Origin of the sequence: Paenibacillus lycopersici (assembly GCF_010119935.1) — a bacterium.
Classification (GTDB): domain Bacteria; phylum Bacillota; class Bacilli; order Paenibacillales; family Paenibacillaceae; genus Paenibacillus_Z; species Paenibacillus_Z lycopersici.
In genome coordinates this window covers 5,297,811-5,321,957 of the sequence record NZ_CP048209.1, presented here as the reverse complement: position 1 = coordinate 5,321,957, position 24,147 = coordinate 5,297,811, and the positions used below count along the sequence as shown (strand labels likewise).

Here is a 24,147-nt window from a genome sequence, read left to right as displayed (position 1 = left end):
ATGAGCACACAACTAGAAAGAAGGTAGTGCTATGAAACGTAGAAAATCAATAGCCATTTCATTGCTGGGGGCAGTATTGCTATCAGTGATGGCTCCTTTCTTTGGATTATTCAGTGCAAGTGCCGATTCCTTGGATTTTGGAAACACTGCCATTAATCCTTATAAAGACACTGCAGGCGATCCATTAAAGCGGTATGCGGTTGGCTTTATGAGTTACGATATTTGGAGTGATTCAAGCGGTAAATGGGTAACGAAGGGGCCAGGTGATCTCATAGGCACCAGTGATCTGAGTCACGCCTACTCGTTCTCTTTTCCAGGACGAACGGTTAAAAGCTTGGATGTCAAACTGTTTATCCCTTCGAGCAAATATGGAGAGTATTTTAATGGTTCCAGGAATACGGATGATTATAGTTTATACCAGCTTTATTTTTCCACTATAACAGGTGGGCCTTATAAAGGGACACCATCTGGACTGGGAACAAGCTCGGTTACTTTCGATGTTTCGCTTGCAGGGAAACTGGAATCGACAAACGTTTTTAATATTAGGGAAGACTCTGCTTCTGATCCATGCTCGGGATGCAGTAGTAATGTCAAAGGTTTACGCTATTATTATCCGATTTTGTTCGAGTTCACACTGAATGGCTATTATGAAGTTCATAGCTATTCAACGTCAGGCGACCCTTTGGATAGCTTATCATCGAGCAAGTCAGGCGATATGGTTGTTGGTCAATCCTACCCGCCTGCACCACCTGTCATTCCTGGCTATACGTACGCAGGGAAGTACAAGAAGACCGCCGATGGCAGCGATCCGCAATATGCTTCTTTTACATTGGGTACACCATCATTTTCGTATGACGGATCATTTGATACCTATAAAGTGAATTACTACTATGAGAAAGATACTCCTGTCGGAAACAAAGACGGCAAAATCATCATCAAGCACTTCGATATGGCAGGCAAAAGTCTCAACGGCGTCGCAGGACTGAATGATCGAGAGGAACCGCTCAAAGCAGGTCAATCCTACTCCTTTAATCACGCGACGAAAGATAACCCAACCAGCGGGTACGCCTATAGCGGCTATAAGAAATCAACCAACGGCAGCCTGCCGAGCGGATCCGTCACGGCCGGCGAATATAACCTCGGTACGTACACCCAGCCGCCTTTTGGCGACACGGTGTACCTGTACTATTACTATGATGCGCTTAAATCGAGCGGCGACGGCACAATTCTGATCAGGCACTTCGATGAAGAAGGTCATAGCCTCGACGGGGTTGGCGGTTTGCATGATAAGCAGCAGACGCTCAAGGCCGGGCAAACCTATGCTTCCGCCGATTTTGCCCATGACGATGCCGACGGCTATACCTACGGCGGCTATAAGAAATCGACTAGCGGTGTCACACCAAGCGGCACCATCCTATCCGGTGAATACGCGCTTGGCCAGTACAAGATACCGCCTTTCACGGACACCGTGTACCTCTATCACTACTACAAGGCGAAGCCCGGACCTTCTAATTTCACAGGCGACTTCGACGTTACCCCAGGCAAGATCGCTTACAAAGATCCGTTCAAGTTCCATCCCAAAGATTTCAAGCTAAACGGCTGCGCCTATACCTCGCATCTGTGGAAGATCGAACGGGACGGACTTGTCTGGACAAGCAGCACCATGACCAATCAGTACGGGGATACTTCGTTTACCTATCCGGGCTATCCGAGTCTTCTCGGTATCGGCGTCCAGAACGTCTACATGAAGATCACGACATCATGCGGAGAGTCGCCTTGGATCGGCCCGAAAACGCTCGAAATTACGGGGCCGGCGAACAATCACCCGCCGACGTTCCAGATCGGCTTCGTGGATCCCGGCAATCCTAAAGTTCCGCTGCATAGGATCACGGAGGGATCGATTCTTAATCTGGTCGTCATTCAGGATCCAACGATTCCGACACCGAATGATCCGGACGGCGATACGATCACCTTTAACGGGTTTGATTTTGGAGCGGGTGACAGCTGGATTAAGTCCATTCCGTCCAAAGGGCAGGATCATTATTTGGAATATGTGAACATTCCGATGGATGGTCCAGGCTATCACACGATTACGGCAACGATGAAAGATCCATTCGGAGCCGTAGCAACGGCATCCACTTATATCGAAATTGTGCCGCCGAATCCGGTGGCTGTCATCGATGGCCCGGATCGGGTCGTCCAAGGAAGACCGCTCAGCGAACCGTTCAAAGGCGATCGCAGTTACAGTCCGATTCCTGCGCGAACGATCAACCATACGCGAGATGAATGGACGAATGTCAAGAACGTATACGCAACGCCGGGGAAGGAGACGATCAAGCTTGACGTTTACGACTCTTTGGGACTGAAATCCTTAAATCCAGGCGTTCATGAGCTAACCGTGTTAGCGGATTTGCCGCCGGTTCCAGTACTGGAGTATTCGAGTCCGAGTATACGAGGGGCGAACGTTGCGTTCGCGAATCAGTCCTACTCCCCGGATGGCGATAAGCTTGTTCAGAATAGCGTATCGTTTCGCTACGACAAGGACAATGACGGGAATTTCACCGAGGAATCGTCAGTATCCATAACCATGAATGCGAAGAACGAGTTTACGTTCACGCCTACACGGGTCGGACACTACAAATTTTACGTCAATTTGAAAGAGGACTGGGGAAAAACAGCGAGCGGGGAATTTGATTTCGAAGTTATCAATGACGCACCATCAGTAGCATTCGATATTTCAACGGAAAGCAGGAATCCGGCTCCAATCGTGCCGATTCCGTTGAAAGGCAGCTCGCTGACTGATCCGGCGGGCGTTTGGAAAAACAGCGATTTTAAAAATGCTTCCAAGGGGAGCAGCTGGAATTATAATACGGCAACCGGAGCGCTTGTCCATTCCCCTACGGATTACGGAAGATTCAGCACAAGTATAGCGCCAACAAAAAATGTATCTGTGGTCGATTTGCATGAATATGCATACTACACGGATATATCCGCCACATACATAAGCGGAAGTGATTGGGATCTAGGCGGCGGATATTTCGCTAGACACGAGCTTACGGCTGACCGGGGTTCCGAAACGACAAGAATCTACCATGTGGATGCCTCCGGTACATTAACATTAGCAGCCATGCATGATAATGTTGTGCGGGTTATCGGTGTGGATTCCATCAACCAGCTTGTCTACGCCTTGGGATACAATGACGGGTTGTCAGGCAGTTCAATAGCGACATATAGAATATCTAGTTTTATAAGTCCGTCAGGTGTCCCTATGACCGTCTCCTATCAGGCAAACATTAATGGCCAGAGAATGGATACGACACCAAGCCTTATCTTGTCAAAATATTTCCCAAGTGCCTTTGGGGATGTAATGTATACTCAAACCTATTTAGGTATCGGTTATTCCTCTGGCGAGAAAAGACTATTTGATTGGGGAACGGATACCCCAGCCAAAACAATCAGCTATGGAAATATGTGGTCGTCGACAAGCAGCGTTTTTAATTATGCAGGCCTTGCCTCTATACCAGACTTGAAAATGCGATTCCATTTTTACTCGAATTACAATTATTACATGTTCGACCCTGTTACCGACGCCAATGAATATAGCGGCGCGTCTCCGTCCACTGGCGACCTTCGGGACGATATGCTGTCAACCAGCTACCCGCTATACCCGACTTATGACGGTAAATACGTTGTATCGGGTCAGGGGAAAGTATATCAAACATCCGATCAAAGACGGGTCTTTACGCTAACAGGCGGAACCTATAATTCGATTTACGGTGTAACTCCGTCCAATATCGCATACGGGTACCTCGGCAACATCCTTAAAGGATTTACGGTGAATAGTAACGGATCGTTAACGCAGATCTGGAACTATATACCGGTCGCCGGAACCACAATAGATGCCTATCTGGCCGATAATTCAGACGGGTTGATCATTTTGGAAAGAAGCTCTACGACAAGCAGCATCATTAGCCGGATAGATTTAACTACGGGGAATAAAACGGTTATCACAGCATTAAATCCGACTACCCGAACCGGAGCCCAACCGGCTGTGCTCTCCTTGCAAGACGACGGGAAGATGAAAGTGGCGTTCGTACAATCCGGATATACGCCGGGCAAGAGTAGATATAATCAAACCTTCCTCATAAGCTCGGCAGATCATACTTCGAGAAATGAAGCATTAAGTTCGCAGAACCAGCTCTTGAATAGCAGTCTGCATCTGAAAAACATCATGATCAACTACAAAATGAAAATGAATCTTGGGGTTGGAGGGGGCGTATTCTCAGGATTTAGCTTCGGCGCGCAGGATCATTCGAACATGTATCGCGTCGAGCATAATTTAGAAAAGATCCAACTGGTCAAAGTCGTAGGCGGGCATCGAACGGTTATCAAGTCCGTGCCGTTCGCCTTTAAGATGTATCAAGCCTATCCGGTGAAAATTACGGCGTTGGATAACCGAATCAAGGTTTACGTCGATGGTGTTCCGCTTATCGATACGACCGATCCCGATGCCACGTTCGGGGATGGCAGCTTTGGCCCGTTCAGCGAGATTCCGCGAACTGAATTCACTTCGATGAGCTATGCGGATTTGAAGGATCTCAGCATTACGTCGAAGCTGCAAGGCGTGGCCCTGGTCGGTCAAGATATGATCTATACGATTACGAATGACGATACCGAGAAAGATCCGATGATCAAGGATTTAACCGAGTGGACCTATACCAAGGTCAAGGAGAAGTTCCTGGATGCCGGCGACGGTAAATCCGGACCGTCCGCCTCCAACGGGATCGCGTACAAGACGCCGCTCGGCAAACTGGATAAAGTCGGCGTGTACGATGTGTCCTACAAAACGGTCGACGATCCGAATTCGGATTACTTGTATCCGTCAAGCAAGTTCGGCGCCTATCGCCAGCCTTCGAACAAAGCGGTTCGTACGCTTATCGTACACCGGCCGCCGATCGTCGATTATGACATTGGCCTGAACGTGGATCGTACCGTGAAGTGGACCGATCGAAGCCGCGATCCGGACCGGTATTTGAGCGCGGCCAACTATTCCAAGGAAGCGACGGGCATTGATTACCTCAAGTCCAAGGGCATCACCGAGAAGAAGTTCTACTATATGACGCCGTCGGGCAAATTCGTCGAACAGAAACTCGTTACGCCAACCGAGGTTGGAACCTACACGGTCGGGCTTGCCGTGAAGGATGAATACAACGCCTGGTCGGACTTTCTGGAGAAGACGATCGCGATCGGCGCGCTGCCTTCGCCGGATGAGCCGCCGCATGCCGGGTTTACGAATCCGGCAACCGCATATAGAGGGGATCCCGTCACCATTAACTCCACGGCTTGGGACAAGGAGGACGGGGCCAGAGATAATTTGCCGCATGAATACTATCTTCAAAGCCTAAGCGACGGTTCGGAGACGATGGCGAGCAATTCGCGGACGTCCTGGACCAAAACGTTCAGTACGATGGGTAAATTTCAATTCCGGCAGACGGTAGAGGACCATGTGGGCCAGGTCGATACCGTCTCTCACGCGATTGATGTCGTGAATCGAATTCCTGTCGCTTCGATCTATATACCGAGCAGTACGGATCAGAACCGTCCGGATAAATTCACGGTAACGAAACCGGTAATGAAGTGGAATTACGGGGATTCCGATAATGATCCTGAAACGAAGTACCAGGTCAAGGTGTACCGGTATGGCGGCGTGCTTGAACAAGATTCCGGCGTCAAGAACGGAAATGCCTTGAATTGGACGCCCGGCGCAGACCTTCCGGAGCGCGTGAACATGTATGTCGTTGTCCGCGTGTTCGACGGCTACGATTGGAGCAGCTACAGCGATCCGCGTTTCTTCTATATCGAGACGAACCGGCCGCCGACCGGCGATTTTGATTGGCAGCCTAAGCCGGTGTACGAGGGCGATTCGATTCGCTTCACGCATGCCGTCGGCGATCCCGATCATGACGCGCTGAGCGTTTCGTATACGATCACGGACCCGGACGGCGTTCCGGCTTCGTACGCGTATACGGTTGCCGATCCTTATTCGAACTCGTCCGGACCGCAGTTTATCGGTGCGAAGGTCGGTACGTACAAAGCGAAGATGACGATTTCCGACGGTAAGGCGCCGCCTGTCGCGGTATCGAAGGACATCGTCGTTCTGCCGCTGGCGGTCGCCGGCGAAGTCCGGCATACCGACTTGTGGGACGAGCGCCGCATCGCGTTCAACCGGAAGGAGAGCGGCAGCGACGATCAACCGCGCGCGTACAGCGTATTTTGGGCGGGAGAACGGTTTCTGCTCCGCGCTTCGACGACCGACACGCTGACGGATACCGACGCGGTCTCGGTCAAGGTGACGATGGACGGCCGGACCGTCAGCCTGACTGCCTCGGATCCGTCCCGTTCAAGCTGGAGCGGAGAGATGTGGGAGACGGATTTCGAGAAGCTGCCGGACGGTCCGCTGACGTTCGCGTTCAAGGCGACTTACAGCAACGGCACCGTGAAAGCTGCGACGGCGACGATTGTCATCGCGAGCAACATGCAGCAAACCGTAGGCGTCCATCGCCGTCAATAACGGGTTATTCCGGGCGCATTCTCGCGGTTTGCGCCTGGAATGGCCGATGTAAAAAGGAACTGCTTCCATTACGGGAGCAGTTTTTACATACAATTTGATTTTCGCCATGTGACCTGCCCATGGGTGAATGCATATGATACCTATGACAATTGAGGTGGAAGAAGGAGAGGGCTATGGCGAAGAGCAGCAAGGGAAAAAGCCCGAAAGGGCGGAAGCCGTTATTTTATGTGGATAATCCGAATGCTTCGGAGTTGAAATGGCTCGAGGAACTGAAGAAGAAGAAACCGGCGGCGGACAAAAGCGAGGAGAAACGCACCGTCCAGGTCAACGCAGCTTCCCCGGTGCTGGAGCCTCCGGCGTCGGAAGCCGCAACCCCGGTTGTCGAGGCGAAGGCAGAGGAAGCGAAGCCGGAATTGACGCGGCTGGAAGAGACGAATCCCGTCCTTGGGCAGACGGAGGAACAGCCGTCCTTGACGTTCGTCAGCACGGCTGCCGTCGAGCAGCCGGGACAGACAGAGCTGCCGCCGTCGGTGCCCGCGGCGCTTGAGCAAGAGGAAGCTGCGGCTCCACTAGCGGAAGCCGTTCAAGCGGTTCCTTCACAGGAACAACCGGAAGCAGAAGCATTGGAGCAGCCGGAAACGATTACACAGGAAGCATTCATTGAAGAGCGCCGCATGCCGAATGCGCCGCTTGCCTTCGTGCATACCGACGATATCGCGGACGATGCGGTAACGACCGAGAAGATCGCATTCGGCGCCGTCGATACGAACCGCATTAAGCCAGGCGCGGTGAAGCCGCAATCGATTGCGGATTTTGCCGTGGAGAGCATTCATATCTCCGAGCACGCCATCGTCGCGTCCAAAATCGCTCCGGAATCCATTACGGGCGAGCATTTGGCGAAGAACGCGATTTCCGGCGCCAAAATACGCGACCGTTCCGTTACCGGCGAGAAGCTGCGCGACAGCAGCATTACGTCGGAAAAGCTGGCGGACCGGACGATCAGCGCCGATAAGCTGGCGGAAGGCTCGATCGAAGCGAAGCATTTGAAGCAGCTGATCGTGACAACGGAGCTGCTCGACGATCAATCCGTTACGACCTCCAAGCTGAAAAGCGCCGCCGTCCGCACGGAAAGCATCGCGAACGAAGCGGTGAGCACCTCGAAGCTGGCCGAAGGCTCGGTAACGCGTTCCAAGCTGCGCGACGGGGCGGTCACAAGCGAGAAAATCGGTCTTGGCGCCATCGAGTCCGACCATTTGCAGCCGGGGCTTCTCCTCGCCGAGCACGTGGCGCCGGGGGCATTGCTGGGAAAGCACATCGCACCGGGCGAAATCGCGTCCAGCCATCTGGCAAAGGGCGCGATCGGAGCAAGGGAGCTGCAGGCCGAGGCCGTCACGTCCGAAGCGATCGCGCAGGAAGCGGTCGGATCGCGGGAACTGCAAGAGGGAGCCGTAAAGGCCCGGCACGTCGCGGCCGCTGAAATCGCGACCGACCATTTGCAGGATCAATCGGTCTCGACGGCGAAGATCGCCGACCTGTCGATCTCGACGATCAAGCTGGTCGATCATGCCGTCACGTCGTCCAAGATCGCCGACAAGAGCATTACCGCGGCGAAGCTGTCCGACGATGCGGTGCAAGGCAAGCATGTAAGCCGCTTCAGCATCAGCGGCGACAAGATCGTGAACGACAGCATCGAAGAGCGGCATCTGACCGAGAATGCGGTCGGCTCCAAACAGCTGATCGACGGCAGCGTCCTGAACGCCCACGTGGCCGACAGCGCCGTCACCGGCCGGAAAATCGCCGCGAACGCCATCCAGGAAGCGCATATCAGCAGCGCATCGGTCGGGCGCGCTCAGCTGCAGGATGCCGCGGTCGTCGAGCAGAAGCTCGCGGAAGGCAGCGTAAGCAGCGCTAAGCTGGCGGAACAGTCGGTGCTGACGAAGCATGTGGCCGACGAGTCGATTACGTTCGACAAGATCGCTCCCGAAGCGATCCGCGCCTTTCACCTCTCGGCCGGAGCGGTAACGGAGGAGTCTATCTCGCCGGAATCGATCAACGCCGACCATCTGCAGCCAGGCGTGATCGATGCCGTCCATATCCGCAAAGCGGCGATCGAAACGAGCGCCATCCAAGACGGCGCGGTCAAATCCGTCAAGCTGGCGAGCGGCGCGGTCACGGAGCGTCATCTCGCGGCGGGCGCGGTCTACGCGCATCATTTGGCGGATCATGTGGTGAACTCGCTCAAGCTGTCGCCGGAGAGCGTATCGACCGATAAGCTGACGGACTGGTCGGTAACCTCCGAGAAGCTGGCCGACGGCAGCGTAACGACATCGAAGCTGGCGAACGGCTCTGTCGCGGGCGAACAAATCGCGGACGGCGTGCTCGGCGCGCGGCACATCGCGCAGCAATCCATCGAAGGCCGGCACCTGGCGCCGGGCGCCGTAAGCGACCGCCATCTGGCGGCAGGCTCGGTCATCGGCGGAGCGATCGGGCAAGGGGCTGTAACCGGCGATAAAATCGCGCCGGGCGCCGTGAACGGCGGCCATCTGGCCAACGAATCGGTCGGCAGCCGGCATTTGGCGGAGCAGTCGATTTTCGGCGCGCATCTGTCGCTCGAGAGCATCCGGGATATTCATCTGGGCAACGATTCGGTCACCGAGGAGAAAATCGCCGAGGGCAGCATTGCGGGCTTCCATTTGCAGAACGAATCCGTCGGTTCGCGCACGATTGCGGCGTCGGCGGTGCACGGGCAGCATATCGCGGCGGCCGCGGTGGATGCGAACCATCTGGCCGAGAGCTCGGTAAGCAGCATGCATCTGAAGGCCGACAGCGTGCTGCGGCTGCATCTGGCCGGCGACTCGGTCGATACGGAGCAGCTCTGCGACGAGGCCGTAACGAGCTCGAAGCTGGGGAATCTGTCGGTGAGCGGCGATCATATCCAGCTGGAGACAATCGCGGGCAAACATCTCAAAGCCGAAGCGATTCAAGGCTACCATATCCGCAAAGGATCGATCTCCCAGGCGCATCTGGCCGCGGAATTCTATACGTTCGAGAAAGCGCCGGACGGCATCATCCACGGCAGCAAAATCAAACGCAGCTCCATCGGCGGCGAGCTGCTGGCGAACGGCGCCGTCGGTTCCGCGCATCTGGCTAACGGGGCGGTCGGCAGCGAGGCGCTCTCCGCAGGCGCGGTCGGCGAAGCGCAGCTGCAGCCGGGCGCGGTAACGCTCGGCAAAATCGCGGCGCGTTCCGTTGCAAGCTCGCATCTGATCGCCGGCAGCGTGAACGGCGACGCGATTGCCGAAGGCGCGGTCGGGAGCGCGAAGCTGGCGAACGGGGCGGTCGGCTCGGCGGCCTTGGCGGACGGAGCCGTGGAAAGCGCGAAGCTGGCGAACGGCGCGGTGGACACGGCGGCGCTTCATGACGGCGCAGTCGTCGGCGCGAAACTGGCGAACAAAGCGGTCGGCGCGGCAGCGCTCGGCGATGGCGCAGTCGAGCGGACGAAGCTGGCGAACGGCGCCGTCGGCACGGAAGCGCTTGGCGACGGATCGGTCGTGAGCGCGAAGCTGGCGAGCGGCGCGGTCGGATCGAAAGCGCTGGGCAGCGGCGCGGTCAACGCGGCGCATCTGGCGAGCGGCGCGGTAGGCACGGAGGCGCTCGGCGACGGAGCGGTCGTCAGCGCGAAGCTGGCGAAGGGCGCGGTAGACGCCATCGCGCTGAGCGACGGCGCGGTAGTACGCGCGAAGCTGGCCAAAGCCGCGGTCGGTACGGAAGCGCTCGGCGACGGAGCGGTCGTGAGCGCGAAGCTGGCGAAGGGCGCGGTCGGCGCGGCAGCGCTGAGCGACGGCGCGGTTGAACGCGCGAAGCTGGCGAAGGGCGCGGTCGGTACGGAAGCGCTGAGCGACGGAGCGGTCGTGAGCGCGAAGCTGGCGGACGGCGCGGTAGGCACGGAGGCGCTGAGCGACAGAGCCGTCGAACGCGAGAAGCTGGCGGACGGTGCGGTAGGCACGGAGGCATTGGCGGATGGCGCGGTCATCGGTACGAAGCTGGCGATTGGATCGGTAGGCACGGGCGCGCTCATTGACGGCGCGGTGGTGAACGCCAAGCTGGCAAGCGGCGCCGTCGGCGAGCATCAGCTGCTGGAAGGCGCGGTAACGGCGAAGAAAATCGCGCCGAAGGCGATCGGGGAGCAGCATCTCCAGAACGGCGCCATAACGGGCAGGGCGCTGAGCGACGGCGCGGTTCAGAGCGGCGCGCTGGCGGACGGCGCGGTAACGGCGTCGAAGCTCGCGGGCGTATCGGTCGGCGAGCAGCATCTGCAGGCCGGATCCGTCACGATGGGCAAGATCGCCGCCCGTTCGATCGCGACGGTGCATCTGATTCCGGGCGCGGTGGAAAGCGGTTCGCTCTGCAACGGCGCCGTAACAGCCGATAAGCTGGCGAACGGCGCAGTCGGCACGGAAGCCATCGCGAAAGGCGCGATCACCGCCGATAAACTCGCTCCGGGCGTGCTGCAGGAGAAGGAGCTCGTCATTGAGAACAACAGCGTTACCGCGGATTGCATCGCGAGCGGCGCGGTACAATCGAGCAAAATCGCCGACGGTGCGGTACAGAACGGCAAGCTGGCGGATGGAGCGGTAGACAGCGCGAAGCTGGCGGACGGCGCGGTACAGTCGAGCAAAATCGCCGACGGCGCAGTGCAAACCGGCAAGCTCGCGGACGGAGCGGTAGACAGCGTGAAGCTGGCGGACGGCGCGGTGCAGTCGAGCAAGATCGCCGATGGAGCCGTGCAGTCCGGCAAGCTGGCGGACGGAGCGGTAGACAGCGCGAAGCTGGCGGACGGAGCCGTGCAAGCGAGCAAGCTGGCTATCGGCGCAGTAGGCAGCTTGAAGCTGGCGGACGGCGCGGTGCAAACGAGCAAAATCGCCGACGGCGCGATACAAACCGGCAAGCTGGTTGACGGAGCGGTAGACAGCTTGAAGCTGGCGGACGGCGCGGTGCAAACGAGCAAAATCGCCGACGGCGCGGTGCAAACCGGCAAGCTGGCTGACGGAGCGGTAGACAGCGCGAAGCTGGCGGACGGCGCGGTGCAGTCGAGCAAAATCGCCGACGGAGCGGTACAAACCGGCAAGCTGGTTGACGGAGCGGTAGACAGCGCGAAGCTGGCGGACGGCGCGGTGCAGTCGAGCAAAATCGCCGACGGAGCGGTACAAACCGGCAAGCTGGTTGACGGAGCGGTAGACAGCGCGAAGCTGGCGGACGGCGCGGTGCAGTCGAGCAAAATCGCCGACGGAGCGGTACAAACCGGCGCCCTTGCCGACGGTTCGGTAACGACCTTGAAGCTGGCCGGTGCATCGGTCGGCGAAAGCCATCTGCTGGCCGGTGCCGTCACGATGAGTAAAATCGCCGCCCGTTCGATTACGACGGCGCATTTGATCCCGGGCGCCGTGGAAAGCGGCGCGCTCTGCAGCGGTTCCGTAACAGCCGATAAGCTGGCGAATGGCGCGGTCGGCACGGAAGCGATCGCGCAAGGCGCCATCACCGCCGACAAGCTCGCGCCTGGCGTGCTGCAGGAGAAAGAGCTCGTTATTGAGAACAACAGCGTCACAACGGATTGTCTTGCCGACGGCGCGGTGCAATCGAGCAAGCTCGCCGACGGCGCGGTGCAGTCGGGCAAACTCGCCGACGGCGCGGTACAAACCGGCAAGCTTGCCGACAATGCGGTAGACAGCACCAAGCTGGCCGATGGCGCGGTGCAGTCGAGCAAGCTCGCCGAAGGCGCGGTACAAACCGGCAAGCTCGCCGACAACGCGGTAGACAGCGCGAAGCTGGCCGATGGCGCGGTGCAAACGAGTAAACTCGCCGAAGGCGCGGTTACGGGCGCGAAGATTGCGCCGCACAGCATCACGGAAGCCCACTTTGCGCCGGGCGTTCGCCTGGCTGCGGACCAAAGCCCGGTCGTCGAAGCGGCGAGCCTGGCGGACGGCAGCATCGGCGCGGAGAAGCTGAGCTTCGCGCCGGTGTCCACGGTCAAACGCGATACGGTCGCCTTGCAGCAATTCGGCCTTGCGCCGTACAACTTCCAAGGACAGGGCGAGCAGCTCGACGTGACGATCGGCTTCGAACAGCCGTTCGCGAACAGCGCCTACGTGTTCGTGGCAACGACCGATTCGCCGTCCTGCTACGCGGTGATCAAGCAGAAGACCGCTTCGGCCGTCCAGCTGACGATCGTCCGCACGCGCATCACCCCCGAACCGATCGGACTGGTCAACTGGATCGCCATCGGAGCGCGATAACACAATCAACGCCTCCTTTTCCGCAGACGATGCGGGAAGGGAGGCTTTTTATTCGCCGCCTTTGCCACCAATGAAGAATATGGAAAAAAGGCAACCTTATTGCCGGCTCATTCGTTTAGGGAACAAATGAATAAGGAGATGAACGAATGAACATGCGGTCTATCCCGCTCAATAGAAGCGGACAAGCCGGCGCCCCAATCCGGCTGCTGCTGGCCATGCTGCTCCTCTTAAGCTTCACTGTCGCCATGATCCCCTATTCTGTGAGCGCTGCCCAAAGCGTCAAACCGATTCAATTGCGGCGCATGGACGGAGGAAGCGAATGGGCGGCCGAGCTGAAGCAGCCGATCCGAACGGCGCAAGGCCGCCTGTACATTTGGATTCAGGACGCCCGAAGCCTGTTCGGCGAGATCAACTGGGTTCAGGCGACGAACGGATCGCAGGTGACGGCAGCCTATCCCGGCACGTTCGCTGTATTTAAGCCGGGCGCCCGTTCGGCGGTCGTCAACGGTAAAGCCGTGCGGATGGACCATCCGGCGCTGCTGCTGCAAAATAACCGGATGTACGTCTCGCTTCGCGTCGTGGCCGATCTGATTCGCGCAGAGGTGCGTTACGACTCGGCGCAACGCGTCATTACGCTGACGACGTACGGCATCCGTTATATCGTCAATGCGGACCGCGACGCCGAGGGGCTGGTATGGCTGGATCCCCGGAAGCAGCAGCTTTACATCGCCAAGCCGGGTCAGGCGCCGGTCCTGGCCGGCACGACTCATGTGAAGCTCGACGGTTACGGATACATCGAATCGGAAAGGCTGGACGCGCAAAATCTCCTCGTTACGCTGAAGGATATATACGGCGAGCCGGGTTTGGGAACGAACGTGTTCAAGCTGCTCGTGCACCAAGGCAGGCTGACGCTGGAAAGCAAGGCATCGTATTACGGCATCCGCAGTACGGACAGCTTGTCCGCATACCCGGGCGGCCTTGTGTTCGTCGACGGCAGCCGTGTGCTGCTCGCCCGTCCCGACGGTACGGTAACGCAGAAGGCGGACATCGGAATGATGCTGACAACGGACGAGGCGGCGACGGTCGTCTATGCGTCCGACGACGCGCTGATCGTGAAGCTCTATAATTCGCAAATGCTTGCCGCCATCGATTTGCGGAAGCAGGCCGGCGCACTGCTGTACAAGCAGCTTCTTCCCGCGGACGAGCAGGAGAAAATCGAGGCTTCGAGCCGCTACAGCATGGACTTTGATTATGTCGGCGACGGCCTCGACTTCGATCGCAGAGAAGGGCAAACCTTTTATTTTACGCACATCGATGCTCCGGAAACGACATACGCGTGGACGTTAAGCTAGGCACTTCAAATCTATGAGCTTCAAATCTATGAACCATACCGACATGCAGCGATGTCCTCTGCAGCTTAATACCCGCCCTGCCGAATATGGCAGGGCATTTTTGCGTATTGGCATATTCGCCGGCTGCAGCGAAGAACTTTGGGGCGGTAAACGTATGCGATGCGTCAGCGTCCGTAGCTGGCGCCGAATACGGGGAACCGCGCGAATTGCAATTCTTTCAAGCAGGCGCGGAACGGTTGGCGAATGGCGGGGTTATCGGTCATCGCTGCAATCATCTCCCTCTGTCGCTCCAACATACGTGAATTGATAGTTTGTATTGATATGCCGGAGTGGGATGCCGGTCAAGGCGAGCGCCTTAACGTACATCAGCCGTTCCTCTTACTCTCATTTGTCCATACACTAACCGGTAACAAGAGATTTAGGGCAGGTGAAAACGATGCTGCAGCCACTTGGCTCCAAAACCTTCCAGCTCCATAACGGTTTGCTGATCATTGCCCAGCGGCCGCTTCATGCGCCGGCTCCGGCAGGCGCCATGCGCATGCACGCGCCTGCGCCGGTCCCGGCGAAGGCCGCGGCCGCGCCGGCGGCCGAGAAGCAAGCCGTTCGCCTGAGCGGCAAGCGGAAGCAGCGTGCGGAGGCCCGCGCGCATATGACCGCCGTACCGAAGCGGCGGACGGCAGCCAAACCCGAAAGGCCGGCTGCGGGAGGGCCGGCCATCGCGAGCAGTCCGAAGGCCGCTTCGCGGAAGTCGGCAAAGTCGGCATCCGCGGGGCGGAAGCAGGCTCGTTCGCCGGTGGCAGGCCGGAAGGCCAACAAAGCTGCCGCGGCAAGGGGAGCGGCTCCCGCAGCCATCGCCATGCCGGCGATTCGCAAGGCTGCGCGCCGCGAACCGCCGTCGGCGCCGATCTTGCAGATGCCGCCGTTCCCGCCGTCTCCGTTTCCGCTCACTCCGTCTCAGCCGCCGCAGCCATTGCAGCTGCCGGTCACGCCGCAGCCGCAGCCGCAAGGAACGGCGGAATCGCGCGGAGAGCCGCTCGTCTCGGTTATCATTCCGGTCATGAACGAGCGCCGGACGATCGGCCGGGTCGTTCGGGAAGCGAAGCGCGTTCATCCGAGCACGGAGGTGATCGTCGTCGCGAACGGCTCGAAGGACGGCTCGGCGGCCATTGCCAGAAGCAGCGGCGCGCGGGTCATCGTCTACGACGAACCGCTCGGGCATGATGTCGGGCGCGGCGTCGGCGCCAATGCCGCCAGAGGGCAAGCGCTGCTGTTCATCGACGGCGACATGGTCATCCCGGCGGCGCAGCTGCGGCCGTTCGTGCAGTCCGTTCTGCAGGGCGAAACGGATGTCGCGCTGAACGACTATTCCGGGCCGACGGATAAGCATGCCGTCCACAGCGTCGTGCTTGCGAAGCATGCGCTCAACGCGCTGCTGGGCCGGCCCGATCTGAAGGGCACCTCGATGACCGCTGTGCCGCACGCGATCAGCCGCCGGGCGCTGGAGACGATCGGCGCGGAGGCGCTCTCCGTTCCGCCGCTTGCGCACGCGAGGGCGGTCCGGCTTGGCTGCAAGGTCAGCGCGGTCAAACATATCAACGTCGGCAAGCTCAACTTGCTGCGGAAGAAACGCGAGCGCACGAACCCGCTCGAGCGGCTGATCGTCGGCGATCACCTGGAGGCGATCGACTGGATGGCCCGGCACAGCGACGAGCGCGGCGGATACGGGGATGCGGAGCGAAAACGCTATTTTGCGAGGTGATGACATGCATTCGACGAGAAGAGGCGGCGGCAGCAGAGGCAAAGGCAGAAGCAGAAACAGCCGCGGCGGCATCGGTTCCGGCGCCCGCGCCGTCATCGGCCGCGGCGCCCGCGCCGGCGCTCGCCGCGGCCGCAGCCGCACCGGTGCCGGAAACGGCGGCAGCGCCATGCCGGCGGCGGCCGCCTTCCCGCGCCCGCCGGGCCGAAGCGGGCATGAAGCGCCGTTGAAAGGCGATTATGCCGCCGGCTTCGCCGCGGCGGCGCTTCATCGCAGCGGCGCCGAGCTCGCCGGCCGGGAAGCCCGTCTGCGCATGAACGAGCATTGGACGCAGCGCTTCATGAACGGAGGGCGCGGGCAGCGATCCGGGAATCCGATGAAGCGCGGCAGGGCGTTCGCGGACGGGTTCGCCGCGGGCTTGCATCGGCCGGGAGGGAATTGGGTGCCCGTCGCGCTGACGAGAACCGCTTCCGCCGTCGTCGTTGTGGGTCCGGGCGCCGGGACGGAGGCGCTGCTGCAGCTGCTCCGGCTGCCGCTCGAAGAGATCGTCGTCGTGCTGGACGGGGCGGGCGAAGCGGATTTCACCCGCATCCGGGCGCTGCCGGACATTACGATCGTCCACTCCCCGGTGCGCATCGGCCCGGACGTGGGCCTGGCGGTCGGCGCGCGGATGGCGGCTTCGGACCTCGTGCTGTTCGCCGACGCCTATGTTCCGGTTGCGGCGGAGCAGCTGGCGGCGATGCTGGCGAAAGCCCAGGCCGGCAGCGAGCTCGTGCTGGCCGATGTCAGCGGACAGCTGGGCGCCTTCCGCAATTGGGACGATCCTGCGCGAATCCGGGCATTCATGAACTGGTCGCTCGGCCGGCCGGATCTGTCCGCCAACTCCGCGGCCGTGCTGCCCCATGTCTGGTCGCGGCCGGCGATGGAACGCATCGGGCTGCGGCTGCTCGCCGTGCCGCCGATGGCGCATCGCGCGGCGCTGGAGCAGCGGCTGCGCATTCGCTGCAGCCCCGTCGCTTCGGCGAAGCCCGCCGGCTGGAAGACCGGCGGGGGAACGGCCCCCGAAGCGCCGGAGCGGCTGTCGGCCGGCGACCATATTGAAGCGCTGCGCGCCGCGATGCGCGAGAAAGGCGCGCGGCTGGCGCTGCCCGACGAAGTCCGGCGCCGGTCGGCGGCGGGAGGAGGCGTTCCATGAACGGAGTGACGAGCATTATCATTCCGACGTATAACGGGCTGCCGCTGCTGCAGAACGCGGTTGCGGCCATTCGGTTGTATACGGACCCGGTACAGACGCCCTACGAAATCATTGTCGTCGACAACGGCTCGGAGGACGGCACGGCGGCATGGTGCGTCAGGGAAGGCGTGACTTGCGTGTCGTCCGCGTACAACGCCGGCTTTCCGAAGGCGTGCAACAAGGGCATGCGCGCCGCGAACGGCGATTACTTCCTGCTGCTGAACAACGATGTCACCGTGTCGTTCGGCTGGCTGCGCGGTTTGCGCCAGGCGCTCGACGGCAGCGCCGGCGTCGGCATCGTCGGGCCGGTCACCAACTATGCGAGCGGCCGGCAGCAGGTCGAGCATTCGTTCGGCTCGATGGCCGACTTTCACCGCGCCGCAGCCGATGTTTTCGCGCACGAAGCGCAGAGCTGGGAGCCGATTCTCCGGCTGGTCGGCTTCTGCATGCTGTTCCCGCGCGCGCTGTACGAACGGATCGGGGAGCTGGACGAACGGTTCTCGCCCGGTCATTACGAGGATGACGATTACTGCTTTCGCGCGCGCATGCACGGCTACGGCTTGCTGATGTGCAGGAACGTATTCGTGCATCACCAGGGCAGCGCGAGCTTCAAACAGCGCAGCGCCCACGAAGTTTCGCAGCTCGTCGAACGCAACAGAGCGCTCTTCATCGCCAAATGGCAGGTCGATCCTGCGAATTTCATGTAACGAGTAATCGTTGGGAGGTCATCGAATTGAAAGCTGTTATCTTGGCCGGAGGAACGGGGACGCGGCTGCGGCCCCTGACGAAACTGCTGAACAAGCATTTGCTGCCGGTCGGCAAAATGCCGATGATCAGCTACGGCCTGATCAGCCTGCAGGCCGCGGGCATCACGGACATTTTGCTGGTCACGGGTCCGGACGCGCTCGGAGATTTCGCATCGTTTCTAGGCAGCGGCAAGGAATACAATGTATCGCTGACGTACCGGGTCCAGGAGGAAGCCGGCGGCATCGCGCAGGCGCTGGAGCTGGCCCGTCCGTTCATCGGCGGCGACGATAAATTCATCGTGCTGCTCGGCGACAATCTGTTCGAGGAGCCGCTGAAGCCGCATATGGATGCGTTCCGCGCGCAGCCGGGCGGGGCGATGGTGCTGCTGAAGCAGGTGCCGGATCCGGAACGATACGGCGTGCCCGCGTTCGGTGCCGACGGACGCATCGAACGCATCGACGAGAAGCCGGCCGCGCCGCAAACGAACAGCTGCGTCACGGGCATTTACATGTACGACGGCACGGTGTTCGATCTCATCGCCGAGCAGTCGCCTTCGCAGCGGGGCGAGCTGGAAATTACGGACGTCAACAACGGTTATGCGGCCAAAGGCCAGCTGGCTTATCGTCATCTAAGCGGCTGGTGGACGGATGCCGGTACGTTCGGCTCTTTGCTGGAAGCTAGCCGGAAGCTGATGGGGGACGGATCATGAACGCAGGCGCCGGGAAATCGCCGATGGACGCAGGGAATCGTCCGGTTCGTCCTGTCCATGCGTCGGCCGCAGCGTCGCGGCCTTCCGCTCGAAGCGCCGCCGGAGGGGGAGCGGGAGCCGCCAAATCCGACGTCAACCGAATCTCGGCCGTGGCAGCCGGGCCCGCGGCCGAGACGCAGCGCACTCCGGGGACCGGTGCCGGGTCGGCCGGCGCCAAGCCGCGCAAGGCCAAATCGCCGCGATCCGAAGGGAAGAAACGGACAAGTGCCCGGAAGAGCGGCGGGCTCAAGCCGCGCGGACGCCGGAAAGGGCGCCGGTATCCGGCGCGCCAGTCTGCCGCGAATCCGCAGCAGCCGGCGGAGCAAGTTCAGGACGGGGGGCCGGTCAGGGACAACTACCAGGAGAATGCCTACACCGCGGGTTATGAGCTCGGTCTGTACGAAGGCGGCGAGCTGCTGCTGGAGCAGGCGATTCCGAGCCATCTGCTGCTGCCCGAGATCGGCCTGCGCGAAATAATCGCGATGGGGACGGAGCAGATCCGCCATCTCTGCCAGCCGCTCATGGACGCGCATCAAGTATTCGCCGAGATGGAGGCCGCTATCGCCGAGCAGCGTCCATGCTCCGTCGTTCGGCTCGGGGACGGGGAATTGCTGACGCTTGCCCAAGGGGGCGTATACGACGACGCAACCATTCAGCGTGAAGGCGGTTTTCTCCCTTACGCCGGCGTCCATCCGCCCGATACGGGCGCGCGGGATCATCTGGCGGATGCCGTCCGGCAAGCGCATATCGTCGGCGTACCGCAGTCGCGGCGGAAGCATTTTCAGCCGTTGCTGCATCCCGTGCTCCGCAGCCATCGCTTGGCGCCCGCCAGCCTGCGGATGACGAGCTCGGCCGTCAATTACAGCCTGCATCAGGCAGGCCTGCTGAACAGGCTGCTCGCCGACAAGCGGCTGCTGGTCATCGGCAACGCGGCGCCGGCGCTCGCGCATGTGTTTGGCCAGCACGGTTTTCACGTTACGGGGATGATCAGTCCGGTCAGAGGCGTGGATGACGTCGAACGGGTCATGAACGAGGTGCGAGGCTTCGATTTCAATCTGGCGATCGTATCCGCGGGCATCGCGGCTGTCATCCTGTGCGTGCGGATCGCGCATGAACTGGGCAAAACCGCGCTCGATTTCGGCCATATGGCGGACGGCATCATCCGGGGCAAATACACGCTGTAACCGACTCCGCGAGCCGGCAAGCAGAGAAGGAGTGGAGTGGAATGAGGAAGCACATGCGCTCCCGGCGCGTAAAGCCGCTTCGGCCGCGCTTGCGCCGCCGGCGCCAAAGCCGTCCGATCCGGGCCGGCGGCGGTTTCGACGCGGGCTTGGCGGCAGGGCACCAAGAGGGAGTCCGCGCGGGAATGGAAAGCTTCGGGCTGCATTTTGAAGGCACGAGCATCATCATTCCGAGCTACAACCAGCTCGATTACTTAAAGAAATGTCTTGCGAGCATCGGCGAATACACGCCTTCGCCGTACGAAATCATCGTCGTCGACAACGCGTCGACGGACGGCACGGCCGATTATCTGCGGACGGTCGGCGGCGTCGTGCGCTACCGGATTCTGGAGCGGAACCGCGGCTTCGCGGGCGCGACCAACGTCGGCCTGATGATGGCTAAAGGGACGACGCTGCTGCTGCTCAACAACGATACGATCGTCACGCCGCGCTGGCTGGACAATATGCTTGCCTGCCTGAACAGCGATCCGGGCATCGGCATGGTCGGCCCCGTGACGAATTACATCAGCGGCGACCAGCGCATCGAGGTGCCGTACACCGACGAGGCGGGCATCCTGCCGTTCGCCAAGCGGTTCAATTACAGCGATCCGGCCAAGTGGCAGCGGACCGACCGGCTGCCGGGCTTCTGCCTGCTGTTCCGGCGCGAGCTGTGGGAGCGGACGGGATACCTGGACGAAGGCTACGAAATCGGCAACTTCGAGGACGACGACTTCAATATCCGCGTCCGCCTGCAGGGCTATGCTCTCGTCATTGCGCGCGATACGTTCATTCATCACTTCGGCAGCGTGAGCATGAAGGCGCTCGGCAGCCAGCTTCCGGAAGTGAACGCGCATAACGAGCATGTCTATATGGACAAATGGGGCAATCCCCACGATTTGATTCATGCCGTCCGCAGCCGCGGCGGCGGCGAGCCGGCGCAAGGGGAGACGTCCTTCTATCCGCAGGGCGTCGTCGTCCGCGGCGTAACGGAGACGCGGTATTGGATCGAGGGAGGCGCGCGCAGGCCGATCGCCGGCGTGACGAGGCTCCCCGCCTTGCGCCTGTCGCAGATCGACATCCGCCGCTGGCCGGCGGGGGAGCCGATCGCGGCGGCGGAAGTTGAAGCGGCTTGGCACGCGCAGCCGCGGATTTGGGAAGCCGATGGCGCCATATATATGGCGGAGAGCGGCGTCCGGCGCCGCTTGTCGAGCGTCAAGGCGGCGGAAGCGTGGGGCTTGCAGCTGCGCCAGGGCGCTCCCATGACCGCCGACCAGATCGGGCGGTTGGGCGAAGGCTTGCCCGTCATCGCGCCCGCGCGCGTGGCGGAGCATTTGTAGCGGCGCCAAGGCGGTGCCGCGCCAGAGCCGCGCCAGAGCCGCGCCAGAGCCGCGCCAGAGCCGCGCCGCGCTTCTGCCGCGCTGCGGCTGGGCTGCGGTTGAGCGGTGCTTCGACCGCGAAGTGGCGGCGGCTCCGCCTCGCCGGCGGCGCCAAAGCCGCGCGAGCCGCGCCGAGGCCGCCTGAAGGCTGCTTCAAGTCCGCGCTAAGGCCGCGCCAAAGCCGCGCCAAAGCAGCGCCAAAGCAGCGCCTCCGCTTGGCGAGCCTCGCACGCGCTGCGGATTTGCTTTGGCGCCGGTTCGGTTGTGCCGCGCTGCGGCTGCCGCGCATATGCTGATAGTGACTGAACGCGCGATGAATGCCGCGTGTCCGATCGCGCGGCCGGACATCTCGTCGCCGGCAAGAATATGGGTTAGGAGGACGGCGTCATGCAGCACATCGTCACCGAAATGATCGAGCATATGTCTCATTCTCATGAGCAGCTGTCGCGTATTCTGGAAGGCAAGCGCCATGTCGCCGTCAGAATGGCGCAGCTCGTTCATGCGCTGCCCGACCAGCACCCCGGTTTCGGCGGCTTTGAAGATTTGATGGACAATTCCAGAGCGGTGACGGGCAGCGTCGTCGCTTATTTGAACAGCATTGCCGAGCTTCAGGAATCGCTTGCGGTGACCCTTGCTGCGGTCATGAAGGAATTCGCGGTCGAAGACGAGGAGTAAGGCGGAGGAAGGGAGCATCGGTTCATGAGTCGGGAAACGGCATATGTCAAAATGCTGGATGCCTCCGCCAAGCTGCAGTGGAACTTGGCGATGATTCTGGAGGCGAAGGCGCTGGAGGCCGAGAAGGTGCGGTCATGGATGATCAACCATGTGACGCCGGACGCGTTCGCTGATCAGCAGGAGCATTTGAAGGCGACGCTTAAGGTGCATGATCAGATGGTCGAAGTCATCGACGGACTGACGAAGCTCAACATGGGATTGACGAGCGTGTTGAAGGCCGTGCTGAATCATCAGGAGAACGATTCGGGGGGCGGATTCGAAGGCATGCTCGGCGGCTCTTTCGATATGGGGGATAAAGGGTAGTGGACCGGAACCGGCTAGAGCGCGAAGCGCGCATCGCACTGCTCGGCGCGCTCTCCCGCAGCCAGACGGCCGTCGCCCGGATTTTGGAGAGCGTGGGAGACATGGCGCGGATCGACCCCGGCCTGGCCATGTCCATCCGGCGCAATCTGAAATCGCTCGCGGCGATGCAGCATTCGCTCAACGGGATGGTGCGCGCCATGGAGCGCCGGCCGGCGCAGCGAAGAACAGGGAAGCCGACAGTCAACCCGGCGGCCAAACCATGGCTGAGCCGGCAAGTCAACGGCGGGCTCCGGCGGAGCGCCGCCGGCGTGCAAAGGAGGAAACCGAAATGGTCGCAGCGGCCGTAAAGGCGAATCAACGGCGCAAAGCAGCGGGATCGAAACGCAGGAGCAGCGCGAAGCCGCGGCAGCAGGGCAAACGGACCAAGTCCTCCCGTGGCAGCAGAACCTCCCGCGGCAGTAACGCCCTGCAGCGCCGCAAGCAGCGGACGCGCCGGACGCAAGGGAATGCCGGCTACAATCAGGCGTTCGACGCCGCCTACAACCAAGGCTACAACCTCGGCTTCGCCAAAGGCTTCGAGGATGGCCATCAAATCGCGTACGAGCAGCAGAACGGATAAGGCAGCGGAACGAAGCGCCCGAAGCAGCGTTCGAGCTTCGGGCGCCCTTACGGCGTGAAATCGGACAGGCTGCGAACGGACAACGAGCCGCCGGCGCGGACGTACGCCACGGCACGAACGATGCTTGAACGGACGACCGCCGCCGGAACGGGCGTATCCACCTGCACGAACGCCGCTTGACGGGCTTGCGCCGCCGGACAAACGCCCGGCCCCGGGACAAGCACCGCCGGAATGGGCGTATCCACCTGCACGAACGCCCCTTGAACGGGCTTTACGCCGCCGGACAAACGCCCCGGCCCCAGAACAAGCGCCGCCGGAACGGGCGTCCGCCGCCTGATGACGTCCCGTTCCCTGCCTAACCCATCATGTCGCTCAGCAGCGAGCCGAGCAGCAGAAGCCCCATGACGGCCGCGGCCAAGTAAGCCGAGACCGTACCGGCTGCGCCGCCGGCCGCCTTGGAGCTGGCAAGGACGGAGCGGCCGTAGAGCAGGAATCCGCCGGCGATTAGCGCGGCTTCCAGCGCGGCGCTGATCGCGGGATGCGCCCACAGGCCGAAGCCAAGCAGCGGAAGATCTCCGAGATTGCCCGGAAGGATCGGCAGGTCGGGGCGATGGACGAGGAGATCGAGCAGCCAATGGCTGAATACGACGAGCCCGATAATGGCGCCGGAGCGCCTGCCCCAGAAGCGCCGTCCCGCCCATGCGGCAAGCAATGCGATAATCAGGGCGCCGGCAAGCGAATGCGTATAGTCCGCATGGATGAGACTGCCGCCATAGCCGCCGACGCCGTCCTCGGCCGATTCGATCGTTTCCTGCCCGGTCAGCAGGAACGGTACGAACAGCACGTCCAGCAGCTGCGTGCCGAGCATCAGCGTCCATACCGGCGTACGCTTATCCGCCGCCTTCACGGCCGCGGCCAAACCGAAATGTCCCGCGAACATCAGCGCGCCTCCCTCGTGCCGGAATGCCGGCCTTTCGGCGCCTTGCCGACGCGGGCGTCGAGCAGTCCGCATACGACCGTGAACAGCAGCATGAATACAATGAAACTCATTGAGCAAGCCCTCCTTGAATTATATTATAACCAATGGTTACTAACCTATGGTTATAATATAACCGTTGGTAACTTTCGTCAACGTCTTTTTGCATAAATGCCATAACTTAAAGAAGTACGAACGACAAAAGGCCGCCCCCGTC

The 24,147-nt window shown here is 60.7% G+C and carries 15 protein-coding genes; 13 read left to right on the top strand and 2 right to left on the bottom strand.

Annotation, left to right across the window (positions count from 1 at the left end):
* Window positions 1–31: 31 nt before the first annotated feature.
* From GXP70_RS23350 to GXP70_RS23290, 13 genes are all read left to right on the top strand, one after another.
* Window positions 32–6,571, top strand: coding sequence for a hypothetical protein (locus GXP70_RS23350; protein ID WP_162359049.1), 6,540 nt, complete (start codon window positions 32–34; stop codon window positions 6,569–6,571).
* Window positions 6,572–6,744: 173 nt separating this feature from the next.
* Entirely contained in the window at window positions 6,745–12,864 is a 6,120-nt protein-coding gene (locus tag GXP70_RS23345) for a WIAG-tail domain (RefSeq protein WP_162359048.1), read from the top strand.
* Window positions 12,865–13,010: 146 nt separating this feature from the next.
* Window positions 13,011–14,216 (top strand): copper amine oxidase N-terminal domain-containing protein, encoded by a 1,206-nt coding sequence (locus GXP70_RS23340; protein WP_162359047.1) that lies wholly within the window; start codon window positions 13,011–13,013, stop codon window positions 14,214–14,216.
* A 436-nt stretch (window positions 14,217–14,652) separates the two neighbouring features.
* Window positions 14,653–15,975 (top strand): glycosyltransferase family 2 protein, encoded by a 1,323-nt coding sequence (locus tag GXP70_RS30365; protein ID WP_404822283.1) that lies wholly within the window; start codon window positions 14,653–14,655, stop codon window positions 15,973–15,975.
* 4 nt (window positions 15,976–15,979) lie between these two features.
* Window positions 15,980–17,167 carry a hypothetical protein gene (locus GXP70_RS23330; RefSeq protein ID WP_162359046.1) on the top strand — a complete coding sequence of 396 codons (1,188 nt, stop codon included), beginning with the start codon at window positions 15,980–15,982 and terminating at the stop codon, window positions 17,165–17,167.
* Window positions 17,164–17,913, top strand: a complete 750-nt coding sequence (locus GXP70_RS23325; protein ID WP_162359045.1) for a glycosyltransferase family 2 protein — start codon at window positions 17,164–17,166, stop codon at window positions 17,911–17,913. The genes GXP70_RS23330 and GXP70_RS23325 overlap by 4 nt, the downstream gene beginning before the upstream one ends.
* A gap of 26 nt (window positions 17,914–17,939) precedes the next feature.
* Window positions 17,940–18,662, top strand: a complete 723-nt coding sequence (locus GXP70_RS23320; protein WP_192043383.1) for a sugar phosphate nucleotidyltransferase — start codon at window positions 17,940–17,942, stop codon at window positions 18,660–18,662.
* Complete coding sequence (locus GXP70_RS29910; RefSeq protein WP_225442531.1) at window positions 18,659–19,885, top strand: GT-D fold domain-containing protein; 1,227 nt, start codon at window positions 18,659–18,661, stop codon at window positions 19,883–19,885. The genes GXP70_RS23320 and GXP70_RS29910 overlap by 4 nt, the downstream gene beginning before the upstream one ends.
* Before the next feature lie 41 nt (window positions 19,886–19,926).
* Window positions 19,927–21,258 (top strand): glycosyltransferase family 2 protein, encoded by a 1,332-nt coding sequence (locus GXP70_RS23310; protein WP_225442530.1) that lies wholly within the window; start codon window positions 19,927–19,929, stop codon window positions 21,256–21,258.
* 426 nt (window positions 21,259–21,684) lie between these two features.
* Window positions 21,685–21,972 (top strand): nucleoside-diphosphate sugar epimerase, encoded by a 288-nt coding sequence (locus tag GXP70_RS23305; protein ID WP_162359043.1) that lies wholly within the window; start codon window positions 21,685–21,687, stop codon window positions 21,970–21,972.
* A 24-nt stretch (window positions 21,973–21,996) separates the two neighbouring features.
* Window positions 21,997–22,335 (top strand): alpha-helical endospore appendage domain-containing protein, encoded by a 339-nt coding sequence (locus GXP70_RS23300; protein WP_162359042.1) that lies wholly within the window; start codon window positions 21,997–21,999, stop codon window positions 22,333–22,335.
* Window positions 22,335–22,682, top strand: a complete 348-nt coding sequence (locus GXP70_RS23295; protein WP_162359041.1) for a hypothetical protein — start codon at window positions 22,335–22,337, stop codon at window positions 22,680–22,682. Before GXP70_RS23300 ends, GXP70_RS23295 begins: the two co-directional genes overlap by 1 nt.
* On the top strand, window positions 22,664–22,954 hold the full coding sequence (locus tag GXP70_RS23290) for a hypothetical protein (protein WP_162359040.1): 291 nt from the start codon (window positions 22,664–22,666) through the stop codon (window positions 22,952–22,954). The genes GXP70_RS23295 and GXP70_RS23290 overlap by 19 nt, the downstream gene beginning before the upstream one ends.
* Window positions 22,955–23,001: 47 nt before the next feature.
* Here the strand turns inward: GXP70_RS23290 and GXP70_RS23285 are convergent, their stop codons facing one another.
* A complete protein-coding gene (locus tag GXP70_RS23285; protein WP_162359039.1) occupies window positions 23,002–23,241 on the bottom strand; it encodes a hypothetical protein in 240 nt (79 codons plus the stop codon).
* A 68-nt stretch (window positions 23,242–23,309) separates the two neighbouring features.
* Window positions 23,310–23,894, bottom strand: a complete 585-nt coding sequence (locus tag GXP70_RS23280) for a metal-dependent hydrolase (protein WP_162359038.1) — start codon at window positions 23,892–23,894, stop codon at window positions 23,310–23,312.
* Window positions 23,895–24,147 lie beyond the last annotated feature (253 nt).